General features: G+C 63.4%; 16 protein-coding genes and 2 tRNA genes. 13 read left to right on the top strand and 5 right to left on the bottom strand.

What is annotated here, in order from left to right; translation table 11 throughout:
* Window positions 1–35: 35 nt before the first annotated feature.
* Genes CK501_RS13210 through CK501_RS13200 form a run of 3 tightly spaced genes read left to right on the top strand, consistent with a single transcriptional unit; the run spans window position 36 to window position 4803 of the window.
* Entirely contained in the window at window positions 36–1652 is a 1617-nt protein-coding gene (locus CK501_RS13210; RefSeq protein ID WP_095618216.1) for an FAD-binding oxidoreductase, read from the top strand.
* Window positions 1649–3247 (top strand): glycerol-3-phosphate dehydrogenase/oxidase, encoded by a 1599-nt coding sequence (locus CK501_RS13205; protein ID WP_095618215.1) that lies wholly within the window; start codon window positions 1649–1651, stop codon window positions 3245–3247. The genes CK501_RS13210 and CK501_RS13205 overlap by 4 nt, the downstream gene beginning before the upstream one ends.
* Complete coding sequence (locus tag CK501_RS13200; RefSeq protein WP_095618214.1) at window positions 3244–4803, top strand: FGGY-family carbohydrate kinase; 1560 nt, start codon at window positions 3244–3246, stop codon at window positions 4801–4803. Before CK501_RS13205 ends, CK501_RS13200 begins: the two co-directional genes overlap by 4 nt.
* Before the next feature lie 238 nt (window positions 4804–5041).
* Here CK501_RS13200 and CK501_RS13195 read toward each other — a convergent pair whose 3' ends face one another.
* On the bottom strand, window positions 5042–6022 hold the full coding sequence (locus CK501_RS13195; protein ID WP_095618213.1) for a response regulator: 981 nt from the start codon (window positions 6020–6022) through the stop codon (window positions 5042–5044).
* Between the two features lie 158 nt (window positions 6023–6180).
* Window positions 6181–7536 carry an AmpG family muropeptide MFS transporter gene (locus CK501_RS13190; protein WP_095618212.1) on the bottom strand — a complete coding sequence of 452 codons (1356 nt, stop codon included), beginning with the start codon at window positions 7534–7536 and terminating at the stop codon, window positions 6181–6183.
* Window positions 7537–7616: 80 nt separating this feature from the next.
* Between CK501_RS13190 and CK501_RS13185 the strand changes: the two genes are divergently transcribed.
* The 6 genes from CK501_RS13185 (at window position 7617) to gspD (ending at window position 14030) form a co-directional block, all read left to right on the top strand.
* Window positions 7617–8120 carry an FxsA family protein gene (locus tag CK501_RS13185; RefSeq protein ID WP_095618211.1) on the top strand — a complete coding sequence of 168 codons (504 nt, stop codon included), beginning with the start codon at window positions 7617–7619 and terminating at the stop codon, window positions 8118–8120.
* Between the two features lie 127 nt (window positions 8121–8247).
* Entirely contained in the window at window positions 8248–8538 is a 291-nt protein-coding gene (groES, locus tag CK501_RS13180) for a co-chaperone GroES (RefSeq protein WP_095618210.1), read from the top strand.
* A gap of 55 nt (window positions 8539–8593) precedes the next feature.
* Entirely contained in the window at window positions 8594–10243 is a 1650-nt protein-coding gene (gene groL, locus CK501_RS13175; protein ID WP_095618209.1) for a chaperonin GroEL, read from the top strand.
* 116 nt (window positions 10244–10359) lie between these two features.
* Entirely contained in the window at window positions 10360–11184 is an 825-nt protein-coding gene (gspN, locus tag CK501_RS13170; protein WP_095618208.1) for a type II secretion system protein N, read from the top strand.
* On the top strand, window positions 11181–11993 hold the full coding sequence (locus CK501_RS13165) for a type II secretion system protein N (protein WP_095618207.1): 813 nt from the start codon (window positions 11181–11183) through the stop codon (window positions 11991–11993). Before gspN ends, CK501_RS13165 begins: the two co-directional genes overlap by 4 nt.
* 48 nt (window positions 11994–12041) lie before the next feature.
* The gene (gspD, locus tag CK501_RS13160) at window positions 12042–14030 is read left to right on the top strand and encodes a type II secretion system secretin GspD (protein WP_233128907.1); all 1989 of its coding nucleotides are present in this window, start codon (window positions 12042–12044) and stop codon (window positions 14028–14030) included.
* Window positions 14031–14117: 87 nt separating this feature from the next.
* Here gspD and CK501_RS13155 read toward each other — a convergent pair whose 3' ends face one another.
* The 3 genes from CK501_RS13155 to purE form a co-directional block, all read right to left on the bottom strand.
* Window positions 14118–16166 carry a putative bifunctional diguanylate cyclase/phosphodiesterase gene (locus tag CK501_RS13155; RefSeq protein ID WP_095618206.1) on the bottom strand — a complete coding sequence of 683 codons (2049 nt, stop codon included), beginning with the start codon at window positions 16164–16166 and terminating at the stop codon, window positions 14118–14120.
* Window positions 16167–16273: 107 nt separating this feature from the next.
* A complete protein-coding gene (locus tag CK501_RS13150) occupies window positions 16274–17380 on the bottom strand; it encodes a 5-(carboxyamino)imidazole ribonucleotide synthase (protein WP_095618205.1) in 1107 nt (368 codons plus the stop codon).
* A 28-nt stretch (window positions 17381–17408) separates the two neighbouring features.
* Window positions 17409–17906 carry a 5-(carboxyamino)imidazole ribonucleotide mutase gene (purE, locus tag CK501_RS13145; protein WP_095618204.1) on the bottom strand — a complete coding sequence of 166 codons (498 nt, stop codon included), beginning with the start codon at window positions 17904–17906 and terminating at the stop codon, window positions 17409–17411.
* A 164-nt stretch (window positions 17907–18070) separates the two neighbouring features.
* Here purE and CK501_RS13140 point away from each other — a divergent pair, with 164 nt between their 5' ends.
* From CK501_RS13140 to CK501_RS13125, 4 genes are all read left to right on the top strand, one after another.
* A complete protein-coding gene (locus tag CK501_RS13140) occupies window positions 18071–18898 on the top strand; it encodes a hypothetical protein (protein WP_143421438.1) in 828 nt (275 codons plus the stop codon).
* 1 nt (window position 18899) lies between these two features.
* On the top strand, window positions 18900–19157 hold the full coding sequence (locus CK501_RS13135) for a hypothetical protein (RefSeq protein ID WP_095618202.1): 258 nt from the start codon (window positions 18900–18902) through the stop codon (window positions 19155–19157).
* A gap of 90 nt (window positions 19158–19247) precedes the next feature.
* Window positions 19248–19324 (top strand) — tRNA-Asp (locus CK501_RS13130).
* A 6-nt stretch (window positions 19325–19330) separates the two neighbouring features.
* Window positions 19331–19407, top strand: a tRNA-Val gene (locus tag CK501_RS13125).
* The last annotated feature ends 160 nt before the right edge of the window (window positions 19408–19567 follow it).

Here is a 19567-nt window from a genome sequence, read left to right as displayed (position 1 = left end):
GCTTCAAGCCAAAAGCCTGAATGGAGACTCATCGCATGCGACGCTGGAACGGCTGGGGTGACGCCAGCTTCCATCTGCCCCTGCCGCCTGTGGGGCAGGATTTCCTGAAAGCCCGCCTGGGTGTTGCCTCCCCACTGTCCGAGGCGAGCCTTGAGCAGGTGTGTGCGGACGTACCGGCATCCCGTATCCCGGAAGAACACAAGGGAGTCCACACGGATCCGGAGACCCGTGTGCGTCATGCCCGGGGTCAGAGCCTGGCGGACTGGCTGGCCATGCGCAGCGGGGATTTCGGGGTCTTTCCGGACGCAGTGGCGCTGCCCGAGCACAGTGAGGAGGTGGCGGAGCTTCTGCAATGGGCCCGGGAACGGGATCTTGTGGTGATTCCCTATGGTGGCGGTACCAGTGTGGCCGGGCATATCAACCCGGAGGATTCCGGTAAGCCCATTCTCACACTCTCGCTGGAGCGCATGAACCGTCTGATGGATCTGGACGCCGAGAGCCAGATCGCCACCTTTGGTGCCGGCACGCCGGGCCCGCTGGTGGAATCCCAGCTCCTGGCCCATGGCTACACCCTCGGTCATTTTCCCCAGTCCTTCGAGTTATCCACCATCGGTGGCTGGGTTGCCAGTCGTTCCAGTGGCCAGCAGTCGCTGCGCTATGGCCGCATTGAGCAGCTTCTCGCAGGCGGCCGCGTGGAAACCTTCCGGGGGACCTGGGAGATTCCTACCTTCCCCGCCTCGGCCGCCGGCCCGGACCCCCGTGAGATGGTGCTCGGCTCGGAAGGGCGTTTCGGTGTCATCACTGAAGTGAAGGTCCGCGTCACGCCGGTGGCGGACCATGAGTCCTTCCATGTGTTGTTCTTCCCGGACTGGGAGCGCGCACGTCTGTGTGCCCGCCAGCTGGTGCAGAACCGCACGCCGCTTTCCATGCTGCGCCTGAGTAACGCCGTGGAGACGGAGACCCAGCTGGCCCTGGCGGGCCACCCGACAATGATCGGGATGCTGGAGCGCTATCTGGGCTGGCGTGGCGCGGCTGAAGGGAAATGCATGATGACGGTTGGTCTGACGGGGACAAAGGCCCAGTGCCGCACCGGGCTGCGCGAACTGAAACGGATCAGCCGCCGCAATGACGGCGTCTACACCGGCACCTACCTGGGCAGGAAGTGGGAACAGAAGCGCTTCACCATGCCCTACCTGCGCGAGACGCTGTGGGAGCAGGGCTATGCTGTGGATACCCTGGAAACGGCCACGGATTGGGATAATGTGGATACCCTGATGGAGCGCATCGAGACCACGCTGCGCGAAGGCCTTCAGTCCGAGGGCGAACCGGTGCATGTGTTCACCCACCTGTCCCACGTCTACGGCCAGGGCTGCAGCATCTACACCACCTATGTGTTCCGGTGCGCGGGCAGCTACGAGGCCACCCATGAGCGCTGGGCCCGGCTGAAACAGGCTGCCTCGCAAACCATCGTCAATAATCGGGGGACCATCAGCCACCAGCACGGGGTCGGTAAGGACCATGCGCCCTACCTGCCCACTGAGAAGGGGCCGGTCACCATCGGTATGCTGCATGCCATGAGCCGCTATATGGACCCGGATCAGCGTCTGGCACCGGGCGTACTGCTTCAGCATGAGCCGGAGGAGCAGGCATGACGGAAGCGAGCGGTATCCGCGAAGAACGCCGTGACACGGCAGCCCTGCTCGGCGGGGACGACCCCTGGGACATCGTGATCATCGGTGGTGGCATAACCGGCGCCGGCATCCTGCGCGAGGCTGCCCGGGAAGGCTACCGGGCCCTGCTGGTGGAGCAGCGGGACTTTGCCTGGGGAACCTCCAGCCGTTCCTCCAAGATGGTGCATGGGGGGCTGCGCTACCTGGCCAGCGGGGATTACCGCCTGACCCGGGATGCGGTGCAGGAGCGCGAGCGTATGATGAATGAGGCCCCGGGACTGGTGGATAACCTCTACTACATCATGCCGCACTTCAATCGCCAGTTCCCCGGGCCGGGTCTGTTCGGCCTGCTGCTCAGGGTTTACGACTTCCTGGCCCAGCGTCGGACCCGCCGCTTCTTTCCGGGTGAATCCGTTCTGCGCTGGGTGCCGGGACTTCGCCGTGAGGGCCTGCGCGGTGGTACCCGTTTTTCGGACGCGGTGACCGATGACGCCCGCCTGGTGCTGCGCATCCTGCAGGAGGCCACGAACGCCGGGGGTCGGGCGGTCAACTACGTGCGGGCCGAGACCGTGACACCACCGTCTGACGGCGGTGAAGGGAGCGTGACCGTCCATGACGAGCTGGCTGACAGAGGTTATGAGTTGCGGGCTCGACACATCGTCCACGCCACCGGCGCCTGGACGGATCGCCTGCGCAGCCAGCTCGGTGGTGACCAGCGCATCCGCCCCCTGCGCGGCAGTCACCTGGTCTTCCCGTTCTGGAAACTGCCTGTCTCGGTGAGCCTGTCACTCATCCATCCCCGGGATCACCGCCCCATGTTCGTCTATCCCTGGGAAGGCGTGACCGTGGTCGGCACGACGGATCTGGATCATGACCAGGATCTGCAGAAAGAGGCGGTGCTCAGCCGGGCGGAAATGGAGTATCTGCTGGAAGCCGTGCACGACGCCTTCCCGGATGCACATCTGGGCGAGACGGACCTGATCAGCACCTGGTCCGGTGTGAGGCCGGTTGTGTCCGACAGCGGGGGCCGGAAGAAAAAACCCTCGAAAGAGAAACGGGAACACGTCATCTGGAACGACCAGGGGGTTATCAGTGTTGCCGGTGGCAAACTGACCACCTTCCGTCTGATCGCGCTGGAGGTGCTGGACCATGTGCGCACCGACAACGGCATTCGCCGTGAGCTGGATGAGCAGGTCTTCTCGCCGGCTTCGGCAATGGCCCGGCCCAATGCCCTCACGGCCTGGCAGTGGCAGCGCCTGTGTGGCCATTACGGCAGCCGGGTGGAAGAGGTCCTGGAAGCCGGCCCCCTGATGCCCATTGGCCATACGGATACGCTGCTGGCGGAACTCGTGTGGAGCTGCCGGAATGAGCGGATCGGTCATCTGGATGACCTGCTGCTGCGCCGGACCCGGCTGGGGCTGTTGCTGCCGGAGGGCGGTGCGCCCTGGCTGGAGGTTCTGCGTGAGTACTGCCAGACGCCGCTGGGATGGGATGATGCCCGCTGGCAGCAGGAATGCACACGCTATCGCGAGCTCTGGCGCGCCAGCTACCACCTGCCGCCGGAGTCCGGGGCATGAGTGTCGAGCCGCTCATTCTTGCCATCGACAACGGCACCCAGAGCACACGGGCGCTGCTGTTCAATGGCCGGGGCGAGCTGGTGGGCAAGGGGCAGGACGGGATCGACCCCTACCGCTCTCCGGAACCGGGCTGGGCGGAGCAGGATCCGGACTACTACTGGCAGAGCATTGGCCGGGCCTGCGCGCAACTCTGGGACAACACGGCCGTCCCGCGGGAAGCTGTTGCCGGCGTCGCCCTGACAACACAGCGCGGCACGGTGGTGAACCTGGATGCCAATGGTACCCCCCTGCGCCCGGCGATTGTCTGGCTGGACCAGCGCCGTGCCCCCGGGCCTGTTCGGGTACCGCCTTTCTGGCGTGTGGTGCTCAGGCTGCTGGGCCTGTCCGGAACCATCCAGAAGCTGGGGGAGCAGACACAGGCCAACTGGATTGCCCACAACCAGCCGGATGTCTGGGCCCGGACCAGCCATTACCTGCTGCTCTCCGGTTATCTCAACTGGCGGCTGACCGGGCGTTTCGTGGATTCCACCGGCAGCCAGGTGGGCTACCTGCCGTTCGACTACAGGCGCCACGACTGGTGCCGACCAAATGACCTCAAATGGCAGCTGATGGCAGTGAAGCGCAGCATGCTGCCTGAGCTGGTCCGGCCGGGGGAGCGCATGGGGGAGCTGACACCCGGGGCCGCTACGCATCTGGGGCTGCCCTCTGGCGTTCCCGTACTGGCGGCTGCTTCCGACAAAGCCTGTGAGATCCTTGGCTGCGGCGGCCTCTCCCCGGAAACCGCCTGCATGAGCTATGGCACCACGGCCACCATCAATACCACCAACAACCGCTACGTGGAGCCCACCCGATTCCTGCCGCCTTACCCCTCAGCGGTGCCGGGGCGTTATTCCGGCGAGGTGATGATCTACCGGGGCTTCTGGATGGTGAGCTGGTTCAAGCGCCAGTTCGGGCAGCGGGAGCAGGCGATTGCCAAGGAACGGGGCATTGCCCCGGAAGCCCTCTTCGATGAACTGGTGCGTGAGGTGCCGCCCGGTTCCATGGGCCTGATGCTGCAACCGTACTGGTCACCGGGGGTACGCCAGCCGGGGCCGGAGGCCAAGGGCGCCATCATCGGCTTCGGGGATGTGCATACCCGAGCTCATATCTACCGGGCTATCCTGGAGGGGCTGGCCTATGCGCTGCGTGAGGGCAAGGAGCGGCTTGAGCGGCGCAACCGTGTGCCGGTGCAGTGCCTGCGTGTGGCGGGGGGAGGGTCCCAGAGCGATGAGGCCCTGCAGCTGACGGCGGACATCTTCGGCCTGCCCGCGGAGCGGCCGCATACCTATGAAACGTCAGGCCTGGGGGCAGCGATCAACGCGGCCGTCGGGCTTGGCTGGTACGCGGATTACGATTCGGCAGTGGCAGCCATGACCCGGCTTGGGGAGCGCTTCGATCCGGACCCGGAGCGTCAGGCGCTCTACGATCGGTTATACCGGGAGGTGTATCAGCGGATGTATTCGCGGCTGTCACCCCTGTATCACCGGATCCGAGCGATTACCGGGTATCCCGAATAAAAAAAGGCGGACCAGAGGTCCGCCTGAATAAGAAGTCGTAAGGGAAGAATGAAAAGCCTGAAAAATTCATAATCCCTGGGATCCTGTTGCAGTGCCCGGTTGCCGGCGAAAGTACTGCTGTCTCTTCCGCCCCGGGGGATACTGCTCAAATCCACGTATTCAGTATGCGTCTGGAGAGGGGCGCCGTCTGTTGAATGACGGTGAGCGCGCGTAACGGAATGTGAACGCGGTCACAGTACTAACCGGTCGCCGGCTTGCTCCTGGGGGCCGCAGCCTGGGCCCGTGTGAGCGTCCGTGACTGGCGGGCGTTGCTGAGCCCCTCCTCCACAGCAGCTTCCATTGCATCGGCCGTGGGCGTGGCTTCCCTCTCACTGGCAATGCAGAGCGTTGCGTCGGCTTCCACTGAAATGAAGCCGCGGCTGGTCTTGAGCGCCTTGTGGTTGATGCCTTCATGCAGGCGGCGGAAGGCGGCTGGCCGGCAGTTGTCCGCGTCCGGGAAGTGTGCGATGACCGCGTAGCGATCATGCCCGATCCGGCACAGGGCATCCAGTGGCCGGACCAGCCCGGTCATGCGCCGGGCAAGTGTCTCCAGGAGCTCGTTCTGAACCGGGGCGGGCTGTTCCCGGCAGTGGCGTTCCCAGTAGCGGATGCCGATGAGGACATAGCCCACGGCACCGCCGCGCGACTCGGTGTAGTCCAGGGCCTGCTGCAGGCGCTGACGGGCGTAGCGGGCATTCCCCAGTCCTGTCTCCGGGTCCACGACGTTGTGGGCTTCAAGCTGCCGGTTTTCTTCCATCAGCAGTTGATTGGTGTGGAGCAGGGTGTTGTGGCGTTCCGCCAGTCTGTCCGCCGCGAAAACCCGGGGCAGGAGCTGTTTGGTCATGTCGGATTTGTAGATGAAGTCGTCCACACCGCGGTCGAACGCCTTGCTCAGGGCTTCGACGCTTTCCTTGCCGGTCAGCAGGATGATGTAGGTGTAGTGGTTGGTCTGCTCATCCTGCTGGCGGACCCGGTCCGTCAGTTCAAGCCCGTCCATCTCCGGCATCAGCCAGTCCGCGATGAGAATGCTGATGGGGTCGCGGTCGAGGGTCTTGAGGGCATCCGCTGCGGTATTGACCACCTGGAGGTTGGTGTAACCGGCCTGTTTGAGGGTGCGGCTGACGACGGCGCTGCTGAAACGGGCATCGTCCACGACGAGGATGGGCAGTTCGGGGGTCATTCGGAGTCCGTTGTTGTTATCCGTTGTGGTCAGAAGTGATGCGTTTCCGGCCCATTATAGACGCCAAAAACCGGCGGGTGCCGGCGACAATGCAAAACGTTTTTGAGGGATGGCGAGGGTGTGAGCTGCATCGCACGTAGGAGCGGCCATGGCCGCTCCTACGGGGTGGTGGGGCGATCCGGGTGGGCGAGCCAGAGCAGGGCCACGGCGAGCAGGATGGCGGGGATGCCCAGTCCTGCGGTGATCAGGAAAAAACCGATCCAACCCACATTCTCGGCCACGACGCCGGTAAAGCCTCCCAGGAACTGGCCAGGCAGTGTCATCAGGGAGCTGAACAGCGCGTACTGGGTGGCGGTATAGCGGGTGTTGGTGAGGCTTGAAAGGTAGGCGATGAAGACCGAGATGGACAGGCCGCCTGTGACGTTGTCCGCCACGATGGCGGCGACCAGCCCGATGGTTTCCGGCCCCAGCCCGGCCAGCCAGGCGAAGGTCAGGTTGGTTGCCGGGGCCATGAAAGCGGTGCCGATCAGCATGCGGGCAATGCCGAAACGGGCCACCATGAGGCCGCCGACCGCCGCGCCCACCAGGGTCATGGCAAGGCCGAAGGCGGCGGCGATATTGGCGATCTGTTCCTTGGTAAAGCCCAGGTCCAGGTAGAAGGGGTTGGCCATGACCCCCATGAAGATGTCGCTGATGCGGAAGGTGGCCACGAACAGCAGGATGGCGATGGCCGCTCTGCCATAGCGCAGGAAGAAGTCCGTGAAGGGGCAGATCACGGCGCCGATGAACCAGGCGGTGACGCGCTGGCGGAGGCCGGTATGCTGGGTGTCCGCCAGGTACTGGATGACCCGCTCTTCCGATTCCGGGGCAAAGCGATCCACTTCGGCGACGGGCTCACGGCTGATCAGGGTGGTGACCATCCCGACAGCCATGAGCGCGGCCATAGCCCCATAGGACAGTGACCAGCTGCCCACGGCGGCCACGTGCAGGGCGCCGGCGCCCGCGGCCAGGATCGCGACGCGGTAGCCGGTAACGTAGGTGGCGGCCATGGCGGCCTGGTGGGTATCCGGTGCGGCTTCCACGCGGTAGGCATCGATGGCGACATCCTGGGTCGCGGACCCGAAAGCCGCGACAACCGCCCAGACCGCGATCAGCCAGAGCTGCTCGCGGGGATCGGTCAGGGCCATTCCCAGCAGGCTCACCGCAACCGCGACCTGCGCGGCCAGCATCCAGGAACGCCGACGCCCGAGCACCCGGCTCAGACCGGGCAGTGGCAGCCGGTCCACCAGCGGTGCCCAGAGCACCTTGATGGAATGGGCCATGCCGACCCAGCTGAGGAAGCCGATGGCAGCCAGCTCGATGCCCAGGTCCCGCAGCCAGGCGGTGAAGGTGCCGCCCACCAGCAGCAGGGGCAGGCCGGCGGAGAACCCCAGGAACAGCATGCCGATGACGCGTGGGTTCAGATAGACCCGCCAGCCGGGGTACAGCGTTTCCTGTGGCGAGGACTCAGTCATGGATTACGCTTCTGTATGGTTGAAGTCCAGCCGCTTCGCCCCGATGGTGATGCATACAACGACCAAGTCGCGGAGACCGCATGCCCGTTTTTCTGATTGCCTTCATTATCGTTCCCATCATCGAGATGGTGGTCCTCATTGAAGTCGGGGGCATGATTGGTGCCCTGCCGACGGTTGGCCTGGTGCTGCTGACCGCTGTCATCGGTGCCGCCATGCTGCGCCAGCAGGGCGCCGCGACCCTGCTGCGCGCCAACCAGCGCATGGCCAGCGGTGAGCTGCCGGCGCGCGAGATGGCGGAAGGGCTGCTGCTGGCCATCGGGGGTGCCCTGCTGTTGACCCCGGGGTTCATCACGGACGCCGTGGGCTTTGCCTGCCTGATCCCCTTTACCCGGCGCTGGCTGAGCCATTACGTGATGAATCGTATGGTGTTCAACGGGGGCGCGTCCATGGGCGGGCATTACGAATACCACGCGTACCGGGAGCGCGGGCCGCGCCGGGATGCGGACGGCAACATCATCATCGAGGGCGAGTACGAACAGCAGCGTCGTGATGAGGACGATCCCGACCGCCTGGATCGACACTGAAAAATTTTCCGGGTGGGGATTGAAAACAGGCAGTGCATCCCCAACTTAGGGCAGCACAAGGCCAATGTGCTTTGGGTAATCTCAACTCATTGCTTAACCGACGAACCGAAACTGGAGACAAGCAGCAATGAAAATCCGTCCGTTACACGATCGCGTAGTCGTGCGTCGCAAGGAAGAAGAAGAGAAGACCGCCGGTGGCATCGTGCTGCCCGGTAATGCCCAGGAGAAACCTTCCCAGGGCGAGGTTCTGGCCGTAGGCGAGGGCAAGACCCTGGATAACGGCGAAGTACGCAAGCCGGCGGTGAAAGCCGGTGATCAGGTTGTGTTCGGGCAGTTCGCCGGTAACACCGTCAAGGTCGACGGCGAGGAACTGCTGATCATGAGCGAGAACGACATCTACGGTGTGCTGGAAGGCTGAAGCAGCCCCGGGCACCTGACGAGATTCAACAGTCAAGAAACAGGAACAGAAGACTATGGCGAAAGAGATCAAGTTCTCCGATCACGCCCGCAAGCAGATGGTAACGGGCGTTAATACGCTGGCTGACGCGGTCAAGGTTACTCTCGGTCCCAAGGGCCGGAACGTGGTAATGGAAAAGTCCTTCGGTGCTCCGAACGTCACCAAGGATGGCGTGAGCGTTGCCAAGGAAATCGAGCTTGAGGACAAGTTCGAGAACATGGGCGCTCAGATGGTCAAGGAAGTCGCTTCCCAGACCAACGACAACGCCGGCGACGGCACCACCACCGCTACCGTTCTGGCCCAGGCCATCGTGCGCGAGGGTGTGAAGGCTGTAACCGCGGGCATGAACCCCATGGACCTCAAGCGCGGCATCGACAAGGCGTGCCAGTCGGCCGTGGAAGAGATCCGCAAGCTCTCCACCCCCTGCAACGATTCCAAGACCATCGCCCAGGTGGGCACCATCTCCGCCAACAGCGACGAGACCGTCGGCGCACTGATCGCGGATGCGATGGATAAGGTCGGTCAGGAAGGTGTCATTACTGTTGAGGAAGGCCGTGGCCTTGAGGACGAGCTGGAAGTGGTCGAGGGCATGCAGTTCGACCGCGGCTACCTCTCGCCCTACTTCATCAACAACAACGAGAGCATGACCGTCGAGCTGGACGACCCCTACATCCTGCTCGTGGACAAGAAGATCTCCAACGTGCGCGACCTGCTGCCGACGCTGGAAGCGGTCTCCAAGTCCGGCAAGCCGCTGCTGATCATCGCCGAGGACGTTGAAAGCGAAGCGCTGGCGACCCTGGTGGTCAACAACATGCGCGGCATCGTCAAGGTTGCGGCCGTGAAGGCACCTGGCTTCGGTGACCGTCGCAAGGAGATGATGCAGGACATCGCTGTTCTTACCGGCGGTACCGTGATCTCCGAAGAAGTTGGCCTGACGCTTGAGAACGTCTCCCTGGATGACCTGGGCAGCGCCAAGCGCGTCAACATCAGCAAGGAAGACAGCACCGTCATCAACGGCAACGGCCAGCAGCAGGACATTGAAGCCCGCACCGGCCAGATCAAGAAGCAGATCGAGGAAAGCACCTCCGATTATGACAAGGAGAAGCTCCAGGAGCGCCTTGCCAAGCTGGCCGGTGGTGTTGCCGTGATCAAGGTGGGCGCTGGCTCCGAAGTTGAGATGAAGGAGAAAAAGGCCCGCGTTGAGGACGCACTGCACTCCACACGCGCTGCCGTTGAAGAGGGCATCGTGGCTGGTGGTGGTGTAACCCTGGTCCGCGCGCTGCAGGCGATTGAAGGCCTCAAGGGCGACAACGAAGAGCGCCAGATGGGCATCAACCTGCTGCGTCGTGCCATGGAAGCACCGCTCAAGCAGATCGCCTACAACTCCGGTGACGAGCCGGCCGTGGTGGTCGACAAGGTGCTCCAGGGCAAGGGCAACTACGGGTACAACGCTGCTACCGGCGAGTACACCGACATGCTCGAAGCCGGCATCATCGACCCGGCCAAGGTAACCCGCTCCGCACTGCAGGCAGCGGCATCCGTAGCCGGTCTGATGATCACCACCGAGTGCATGATCGCCGACCAGCCGGAAGAGAATGACGGCGGCGGTGCCGGCGGCGGCATGCCGGACATGGGCGGCATGGGAGGCATGGGCGGCATGATGTAAACGCCCCCTTCCCACCGCCGGTGTGACCGGCTCCATGAAAACCCCCGTGGCGGTTCGCCTCGGGGGTTTTTTATGGTTATCCTGTGCGCGCCTCCATCGCAGTGGTTGTCGTAAGGATGCGCAGATCGTCCCTCCAGAATACAGACTCATCCGCCGGCGCTGAGCACCCCCGCTTTCGCGTCGGGCCGCTGCGGTTGTTTCTTCTGGTCCTTCTTTTCGTCATGACCTGGCTGGTCGCGCTGGTGGTCTACCTGCCGGCGGGTTGGGTCTGGGCCCAGGTGGCGCGCCAGGTTCCCGTTCCCGAGGTGGTTGAAGTGCAGCAGGTGGGCGGGACCGTCTGGTCCGGTGATGCCTGGCTGCGCGTGCAGGGCTTGCCCCTGCGCCTGAGCTGGCAGCTGCAACCGGGCTCGCTCATCCATGGATTCGTGCCCCTGGAATGGCGGCTTCATTCGCCCGGCTCGCAAGCCGAGGGCAGTGTGACCGCCATGCTGGATGGCCGTGTGCGGATGCTGCTGCGCCGCGCCCGGGTGGACCTGGAGGAGATCACGGCCCACGACCTGGGCATCCAGCCCCTGCGCATTCCCGGAGTCATGACGCTGGAGAGCTTCTTCGGTGTCTGGGGGCCGGAACAGGGTTTGGGGGGCTTCCAGGGGAAGGGCCAGTGGCCGGGTGGCAGCGTGACCTGGCCCATGGGCAGTCAGCCCCGCCAGTCACGCATGCCGCCCATTGAGGGGCGCCTAACCAGCAATAATGGCCAGCCGGAGCTGGTCCTGATGGAGCAGGGCACGTCGGAACCGGCGGTGCGCCTGGTGGTGGATGCCAGTGGTCGCGCCGAGGTTGAGCTCTACAAGCGCTGGATTGATCTGCTGGGGCTGGACTTCGCACCGGATGCGGCGCCCGGGGATGTGGTCTTCCGTGTGAGCCAGCAGGTGGCGCCATGAGCCGCTGGCCGGTCCGTCTCGCGCATCTGCTGTTGGTGGTTCTGGTGGTCCAGCTGGGCTGGAAAGGCGGCCAGTGGACCTGGCGTGTGATCTGGCCGGCGCCATCAGACCCGGTCGAGCTCGCGCTTACGCAGGGCGACCCCCAGCGGGCAGCGGGCAGCAGTATCCCGCTCAGGGAAATCGCGCTTTTCGGCCGTGCCGCCTCCGGTGAACAGGGCAATGTGTCCCGGGTTGAAAGGGAAACCGCCCCGGAGACAGGGCTTACACTGACGCTCCACGGCGTCTTTCTGGCCACCCGCGGGAAAGGCTCCAGTGCTATCCTCTCCGGGCGGGACGGCGCTGCCGAGCGTTACGCGGTCGGCGATGAGCTGCCCGGTGGCGCGGAGCTGGTGGCCGTGGAGCCGGACCGGATCCTGCTGCAGCGTAACGGTGAAGTGGAGTCGCTGGGTTTTGATGACGACGGGCTCACACTTGGCGGGGTTGCGGCTGCCGGGGAAAGAACGGAAGATAGCCGGGCCGGGGTTGAGCGGGCCATCGAGGCGCTGGAAGAGGATCCTGAAGAGGCGATTGCCCGGGCGGGCTTCCGGCCCAATGAGGACGGGCCCGGGTATGTGTATGACGGTACCAACGACAAGCTTTCGGACATGAACCTGCAGCCCGGTGATGTGATCATTTCCGTTAACGGGCAGCAGCTGGGCGACATCGAGGCCGACCGGGCCAATCTGGAGCGCTGGATGAACTCGGATCGGCTTGATCTTGAGATTAAGCGTGGGGGCACGCGCTTTTCATTCACGGTTCCGGTTCCGTAACCGGCGAACCAGACAACAACAACGGGCACTGGTTATCCAATGATCCGCATGCAACGACTGTTTCTCGCGTTTGCGCTGGCACTGCTGGCTTCCATGCCTCTCATGGCCCAGGACGACAACGGGGCCGGCAACCAGGAGGTGGCCGAAGCCGGGGACTCCGAAACCTGGACGGTCAATCTCAAGGATGCCGATATACGCGCCCTGGTGGACCAGGTCTCGGACATTACCGGTTACAGCTTCGTGGTTGATCCGCGCGTCAAGGGCAAGGTGACCGTGGTCTCGGAAACCCCGATGAACAAGGATGAGGTGTATGACCTCTTCCTGTCGGTGCTGCATGTACACGGGTTCACCGCCATTCCGGGTGAGGATGCGATCAAGGTGATCCAGCAGAGTGACGCCAAGCAGACGGCCGAGGACATCACCCGCTTCATGGATGTGCCTTCCGAGCAGTTGATGACCCGCGTAATCCATGTGGAGAACGTCAGCGCCATGCAGCTGGTGCCCATCCTCAGGCCCATGGTGGCCAGTTACGGGCATCTGGCCGGGGTTTCCGCCGCCAATGCGCTGATCATCAGTGATCACAGGTCCAATATCCAGCGCATGCAGCGCCTGATTGACGATCTCGACAAGCCCACCGATTCCGAAGTGGAAGTGGTTCAGCTGGAAGAGGCCTATGTCGGTGACATGGTGGAGCTTCTGGAGGAACTGGGTCCGGATCAGCTCAGTGGCCGGGCCGGCAGTGACGACAGCCGTTCCGCCAGCGTGGTTGCTGACGAACGCAGTAACCGCCTCATCCTGCGCGGCACCAGTACCTTCCGCGAAAAGGTGCGGGAACTGGTGGAGAAACTGGATACACCCAGTACCAGCCGCGGCACCACCAAGGTCATCCGGCTCAGCCATGCGGATGCCGCCAAGCTCAGCGAGATGCTGAGCGGACTCATGGGTGAAATCACCGAAGGCGAAGGGGGTAACCAGGGCAGTGGCGGCGAAACCGATGTGTCCGTCTATGCGGATGAGGGTCTCAATGCCCTGGTAGTACGCGCTGAACCACAGATGATGAGCGAGATTGAGTTCATCGTGGAGCAGCTGGACGTGCGCCGTGCCCAGGTGCTGATCGAGGCCGCCATTGTCGAGATCAGTAATGAGGCGGGCCAGGATCTGGGCGTCCAGTGGGCGGCCGGGGATGAATCCGGGGATTCCGCCGCGCCTGTGGCCGGAACCAATTTTGAGAATGTCGGCGTGAGCCTCAACACAGTCCTGGGCCAGATCCTTGGTGGGTCGACCGGCGGTGAGGACGGTGGCAACCTCGGCCTTGGTTCCGGGCTCTCCATCGGGGCCGGGGATCGTGATTCGAATGGCATCACCTGGGGGGTGCTGATCCAGGCGCTGTCCACGTCCAGCAAGGCCAACCTGCTGTCTACGCCCTCGATTATCACCCTCGACAACGAGGAATCCGAGATCATCGTGGGGCAGAATGTGCCGTTCCGTACCGGGCAGTCCACCAGCACCGGCGATGGGCTCACCAATCCCTTCACCACCATTGAGCGCAAGGACATTGGTCTGACCCTGAACGTCAAGCCAAGCATCAGTGCGGATGATGTGGTGAAGCTGGCGGTAGAGCAGACCACCGAGGATATCGGTCAGTCACTGGAAAGTGCGGCAGACCTGATCACCGAAAAACGTGAGATCAAGACCACGGTGCTGGCCGATGATGAGGAGACCATTGTTCTGGGTGGCCTGATCAACGAGGACTACCGGGTTTCCCAGAGCAAGGTGCCGCTGCTGGGCGACATTCCGCTACTTGGCGCGCTGTTCCGCAGCGAGACCACAACCCGCCAGAAACGCAACCTGATCGTGTTCCTCAGGCCGACCATCCTGCGTGAGGAAGGCGAGGCTGATGAGGTGGCGCGTACCCGGTTCAAGCGCCTTTGGGAAGTGAACCTGGGCATGAATGGGGAGGAGACGGAAGGCGAACAGCCTGAGCGGCCCGCGATGGAGAAAATGTTCGAGGGTAATCCGCTGCCGCCGATTGAGTGAGCACCCACGACTGGTGTAACTCAACCGGGGTGGATCACCCCGGAGTGCAACCGGTTGTAACAGGTGGTTTCGGGCGCGGGTCCGATGTTACGGGGTTGTTTCGAATGTATCGATGAAGGCCTGGAACTGTTCCACATCCACCGGCTTGCTGAAGTAGTAGCCCTGGGCCATGACGCAGCCGCGGTTCACCAGGTAGACGCTCTGTTCCTCGGTCTCCACGCCCTCGGCGATCACATCGAGGCTGAGGCTGCGGCCAAGATCAATGATGGTGTTGGCGATCTGGGTATCCTCCTCATTGGCGAGAAGATCCCGGATGAACTGTTTGTCGATTTTCAGGTGGTGTACCGGCAGCCGCTTGAGGTAGGTCAGCGAGGAATAGCCGGTGCCGAAGTCGTCCACCGCCACGCGGATGCCTTCGTCCCTCAGGCGTGAGAGCTTGCCGATGGCATCATCCAGGTTCTGCATGAAACTGGTTTCTGTGACCTCCAGTTCCAGGCGGGAGGGCGGCAGGTCGTGCTGGCGCAGGATGCCGAGGATCACGTCCACGATGTTGTTCTGGCGCAGCTGCACCGGAGAGAGATTGACCGACATCCGCAGGGCCAGACCCTGATCCATCCATTCCCGGGCCTGACGGCAGGCCTCGTCCAGCACCCAGTAACCGATCTCAATGATGGACAGATTGAGTTCCGCCAGCGGAATGAACTCATCCGGCGGAATGAAACCCCGCTCGGGGTGGTGCCAGCGCAGCAGGGCTTCGGCGCCCAGAACGCGGCGGGTGTCCATATCCACCTGGGGCTGGTACACCAGATGGAACTGACGCTGGGCCAGGGCCATGTCCAGATCCCTCTCCAGGTGTTTGCGCTCGCGGATGGCCTGATCGACGCTGGCCACGTAGAACTGGAACCGGTTGCGGCCCTCGGATTTGGCGAGAGTCATGGACTGTTCGGCTTTCTGGAGAAGGCGGTCGGACTGCAGGGCATCGTCCGGATAGACCGCGACGCCGATGGTGGCGGTGACGCTGATTTCCTTGCCACTGACGGTGACCGGGCGGCTGAGCTCGTGTAGAAGCCATTCGGCCATGGCGGCTGCCTGGTAGGTTTCCCGGATGCCGCCCTGGATGACCGCGAACTGGTCCGCACCGAGTCGCCCGCCGTTGACCAGATTGTCCTGGCTGTTGTTCGTAATCCTCTCGGCGATCACCTGCAGCAGCTGGTCACCGCTGGAGAAGCCGTACTGCTCATTGAGTGTCTTGAAGTCGTCCAGTCCGAGGCAGAAGATCGCCACCATGCCACGCTGGCGGCGTGCGTTCTCCAGGGCACCGTTGAGCAGACTCAGGAACATATCCCGGTTGGGAAGGCCTGTGAGCGCATCATAGCGTGACAGGCGGGTGATGCGGTCCTGGGCATCCTGGTGTTTCTGCTGGGTCTCGGAGATGGCGGTGAGAAGCTCGTTGGTGGCCTTGACCCAGGTGTCGAGCTCGTCGCGGTCGTGGCCCTTGGGGGTCCGGAGAAGATGCTGGCCGGGGTCGGCGGGATCAACACTCGAGAGATCCTCGGCAATGCGGAACAGTGGGCGTGTCACCAGCAGGTGGTAGACCACGTAGAGCACCAGGCCGAGGATCAGGGCGCGGGCGATACCGGAAAGCAGGATGAGAGAAGCGCGCTCAAGCCAGAGCGTGGCCTGGGGTGCGGTGTCCACCTCGATGATCAGCTCGCCGTACTTGACCCTTTCGTCACCCTGGGTGCGCACCAGGTCCACACTGTAGGTGCGCTGTTGCCCGAAGATCACGTCAGTGAGGGAGCGGTAGGGGCTGTCCGTGAGCGAACGGTCGTCCCGTGCCAGGGGCATGCCATCGGGATGGACGATCTCGCCACCGCGGATGGAGTGCTGCTCGAACAGGCCATCAATCACCTGTTCCGCAAGGTCCTCGTCAATGCTGTAGACGGCCTGGGTCGCAGCCTCCCGGACCAGGGCGAGCGTCTGCTGGGAACGTTCATCGAGCTCGTTTGAAACGGTTCGGAAATCGATGAAGATCTGGATGCTGCCGATCATCAGGCCGACAGTGAACGCCGTGATCAGTACCCAGCGCAGGATACGGTAGCCGAGACGGCGTTCGGGCTGGAAAAGTGTCCTCATGGATCAGTCCGGATTCCTTGTCACTCCCTCCGGGAAACCCCGGCTCTGCACAAGCGTAGCAGGTCTGTGTGAAAAGCTGAAAATCAGCGCAGGGAGTAGGCCACCCATCAGGGTCGCCAGTCGAACTCCGGACACTCCGGCAGCAGGCTTGCGGTGTTCATGGCGCGCCAGCGCAGCTCCTCCAGTGAATCCGCAAGGATGTTGATGTGGCCCACCTTGCGCCCCGACCGCCCGGCCTTTCCATAGAGGTGCAGGTGGGTGTAGGGCAGCCTGAGGATCTCCGCCACCGGTCCTGTTTCGCCGATCAGGTTGATCATGCAGGTGGGCTGTAAGGCTGCCGTTTCGCCCAGGGGCAGCCCCGAGACGGCCCGGATATGGTTCTCGAACTGGCTGGTGACTGCGCCGTTCTGGCTCCAGTGACCGGAGTTGTGTACACGGGGGGCCATCTCGTTGGCGACCAGGCCTTCCTCCGTTTCAAACATTTCCAGTGCCAGCACGCCCACATAGCCCAGCTCGTTCATCAATGTGCGGATCATGCGCTGGGCCTGGTCCTCGAGCTCCGGCGTGACGTGCGGTGCCGGTGCAATGGAGAAGCGCAGGATGCCCTGGTGGTGGATATTCTCGGCCAGTGGATAGAAGGCCATTTCGCCGTCCTGGCCGCGAGCGGCCACAATGGACAGCTCCCGCCTGAAAGGCACAAAGGATTCGGCAATGGCTGTGTCACAGCCGAGACGGGGCCAGGCCTGCGGGGCCTGTTCAGGGGTATCGAGCACCGCCTGTCCCTTACCGTCGTAGCCGTCGGTGGCGGACTTGGCCACAACACGGCCCCCCAAGCGCTGTGTTGCGGCCTGCAGTGCCTCCGCTGACTCCACTACCTCGAAAGGTGCTGTGTTGATGCCCAGATCCCGGAACAGGGCCTTCTCGAGAGTGCGGTTCTGGCAGCACTGGAGGGCCCTGGGGACTGGATGGACGGGCTTTTCAGTGGCAATGCGGTTCACCAGATCAAGCGGCAGGTGCTCGAACTCGTAGGTCACCACGTCCGTCTCGTTGAGGAAGGTTGCGAGGTGCTGGCCGTCGGGGTCGTTGTAGATGGTGCCGACGCCCGCGGAGGCTTTGCCCGCCGGGTCATAGAGGCTGAATTCATGCCCCAGGCGCATGCCATCCAGTGTCAGCATGCGGCCAAGCTGGCCCGCGCCGAGAATGCCGATTCTCATCGTGCCCTCCTGCCGTGTTCGTTTTGGTTCAGTCCGCTGCCGGGTCCGGGCTGTTGAGCACAGCCTGCGTCTGCTTCTCGCGGAAGGCCTTCAGCGCCTGCGCCACGCCAGCATCGGAAAGGGACAGGATCTGTGCGGCCATGAGGCCGGCGTTGCGGGCCCCGGCCTTGCCGATGGCGAGGGTGCCCACGGGTACACCGCCAGGCATCTGCACAATGGAGTACAGGGAGTCCAGGCCGCTCAGTGCACGCGACTCAACAGGGACACCCAGAACAGGCAGTGTGGTGTGGGCTGCAACCATGCCCGGCAGGTGTGCGGCGCCGCCGGCGCCCGCGATGATGACCTGCAGTCCCCGGTCCCTTGCCTCCCGGGCGTAGTCACTGAGCAGATCCGGGGTGCGGTGGGCTGATACGACACGGCGTTCATAGGCAACGCCGAGCTCGTCCATCACGCTGGCCGCGTGCTCCATGGTCGGCCAGTCCGATTTTGAGCCCATGATGAGTCCGACCTGAGCCTGTTGCGCCATGGGTGACTCCACATCACTGTCCAGCGGGAAAGCGCGATATTCTATGCCCGCAGGCGGGGCAGTGCAAATGCTAACCAGTGCCCGGGCTTTGCGCAGTGCCGCACCGGGGGTACCATGCCTTGAACCCGATCAAAGGCAGCACCTGTCGACGCTGGGAGAGCAGCATGGAGTCACTGAGACCGGACGAGGATCAACTGGCTGAGCGTGGAAATGGAGGCGCTTCCGGAAAAGGCGGCAGATCCGGGGAGGCCGGTGGTGGTTCCGGGCCTCCCGGAATGCGCCCGCTATGGCTGCTGCTCGTGCTCGTTGTGGTCTGCGCAGGTGCTGGGGGCTGGCTGGCATGGGAACAGGCGCAGCGGATCGCCGCTCTTGAGAGCCGGCTGGCAACGGTGAAAAGCGATGTCCGGACCAACCAGATGGAGCTCGGGGTGGTGGATGAGGAGCGCGAGGAGACCGGTCAGGCCATCTCCGAGCAGCTCGAGATGCTTGACGACGAGATGCGCAAGCTCTGGGTCGTAGCTCACCAGACCAACCGGCCCCGCATCGAGAAGCTGGAGGAACAGACAGGCACGCTCGAATCCCGTGTGGAGGAGCTTGGGGCCGGGCAGCAGAGCCAGGCGGGTCGGCTTGATGAGCTGGCGGGGTCCATCGAGGGCATGCCGGATGCCGGGGAGCTGCGTGCCTCTGTGGAAGAGCAGGTTCAGGGTGTACGTGATGACCTGGACAGCCGTATTCAGTCGCTGCAACAGGGCCGCAGGTTGGCGCTGGAGGAACTGCGGGCCCGACTGGATGGGCTGGAAAGCAGCGTGGCCGGACTGGAAGAGGAAGTTTCCGGAAGCGGCGAGGTCAGCGCCCTGAAGGAGCAGCTGACGGAACTGGAGTCCGTGGTGGATTCGATCGACAGTTCGCGTGCCCAGCTGACCCAGCGCTTTGTGCAGCTGCAGGAGCGCGTGGACCGGCTGTCGGAGAGCCAGAATGAAGGAGGCTCCTGAGATGGCCCGTGGACAGAGATCGGGAGAACGGCTGCGCCGCCGGCTGGATCGCTGGGGAGCCTGGCAGAGCGAATACCTGGAATCGCTCACCGGTCTGGTTACCCGCCGCCTGGACGCGCTTAACCGCACGCTTGCAAAGCGGGCCGTGCCCAGATCCCGGCGCAAGCACGTGGAAGCGCTGCTCAACGAACGCCGGCAGCGTGGCCCCTCGCTGGAAGTGATCGAGGGCGGTGACGGCCGGGAGTCCGGGGATTCCTGAAAAAAAATCGCGGAAAGGGGTTTGACAGCTTTACTGAAATGCTTAAAATGCGCATCTCGTTCGGCAGGGAAAGCCCTGCAGAGCGGTTTCGGAGCGGTAGTTCAGATGGTTAGAATGCCGGCCTGTCACGCCGGAGGTCGCGGGTTCGAGTCCCGTCCGCTCCGCCATCTTTCGGGTGGTTAGCTCAGTTAGGGAGAGCATCGGCCTTACAAGCCGAGGGTCGCTGGTTCGATCCCAGCACCACCCACCATTATCCCTTCCCTGCAATTCCGAAAAACGCCATAACCTCTTGAAAATACCCGAGTTTAGGCCCGTGTAAGGCACCCCTTGGACACCCTTGAACCTGTTTGGCAGTGCAGCAGAATTGGGGTACATTTTGGGGTATACCGAAGCATGCGGGGGTATCTGCT

Source organism: Halovibrio salipaludis (genome assembly GCF_002286965.1).
In the GTDB taxonomy this organism is placed as follows: domain Bacteria; phylum Pseudomonadota; class Gammaproteobacteria; order Pseudomonadales; family Oleiphilaceae; genus Halospina; species Halospina salipaludis.
Note: the sequence above shows the minus strand (reverse complement) of the source record. Positions and strands in the feature narration are given on the sequence as shown.

Coding starts and splice junctions, on each gene's coding strand:
- CK501_RS13210 (WP_095618216.1), top strand. CDS start 36: ATGCGACGCTGGAACGGCTGGGGTGACGCCAGCTTCCATCTGCCCCTG.
- CK501_RS13205 (WP_095618215.1), top strand. CDS start 1,649: ATGACGGAAGCGAGCGGTATCCGCGAAGAACGCCGTGACACGGCAGCC.
- CK501_RS13200 (WP_095618214.1), top strand. CDS start 3,244: ATGAGTGTCGAGCCGCTCATTCTTGCCATCGACAACGGCACCCAGAGC.
- CK501_RS13195 (WP_095618213.1), bottom strand. CDS start 6,022: ATGACCCCCGAACTGCCCATCCTCGTCGTGGACGATGCCCGTTTCAGC.
- CK501_RS13190 (WP_095618212.1), bottom strand. CDS start 7,536: ATGACTGAGTCCTCGCCACAGGAAACGCTGTACCCCGGCTGGCGGGTC.
- CK501_RS13185 (WP_095618211.1), top strand. CDS start 7,617: ATGCCCGTTTTTCTGATTGCCTTCATTATCGTTCCCATCATCGAGATG.
- groES (WP_095618210.1), top strand. CDS start 8,248: ATGAAAATCCGTCCGTTACACGATCGCGTAGTCGTGCGTCGCAAGGAA.
- groL (WP_095618209.1), top strand. CDS start 8,594: ATGGCGAAAGAGATCAAGTTCTCCGATCACGCCCGCAAGCAGATGGTA.
- gspN (WP_095618208.1), top strand. CDS start 10,360: ATGCGCAGATCGTCCCTCCAGAATACAGACTCATCCGCCGGCGCTGAG.
- CK501_RS13165 (WP_095618207.1), top strand. CDS start 11,181: ATGAGCCGCTGGCCGGTCCGTCTCGCGCATCTGCTGTTGGTGGTTCTG.
- gspD (WP_233128907.1), top strand. CDS start 12,042: ATGCAACGACTGTTTCTCGCGTTTGCGCTGGCACTGCTGGCTTCCATG.
- CK501_RS13155 (WP_095618206.1), bottom strand. CDS start 16,166: ATGAGGACACTTTTCCAGCCCGAACGCCGTCTCGGCTACCGTATCCTG.
- CK501_RS13150 (WP_095618205.1), bottom strand. CDS start 17,380: ATGAGAATCGGCATTCTCGGCGCGGGCCAGCTTGGCCGCATGCTGACA.
- purE (WP_095618204.1), bottom strand. CDS start 17,906: ATGGCGCAACAGGCTCAGGTCGGACTCATCATGGGCTCAAAATCGGAC.
- CK501_RS13140 (WP_143421438.1), top strand. CDS start 18,071: ATGGAGTCACTGAGACCGGACGAGGATCAACTGGCTGAGCGTGGAAAT.
- CK501_RS13135 (WP_095618202.1), top strand. CDS start 18,900: ATGGCCCGTGGACAGAGATCGGGAGAACGGCTGCGCCGCCGGCTGGAT.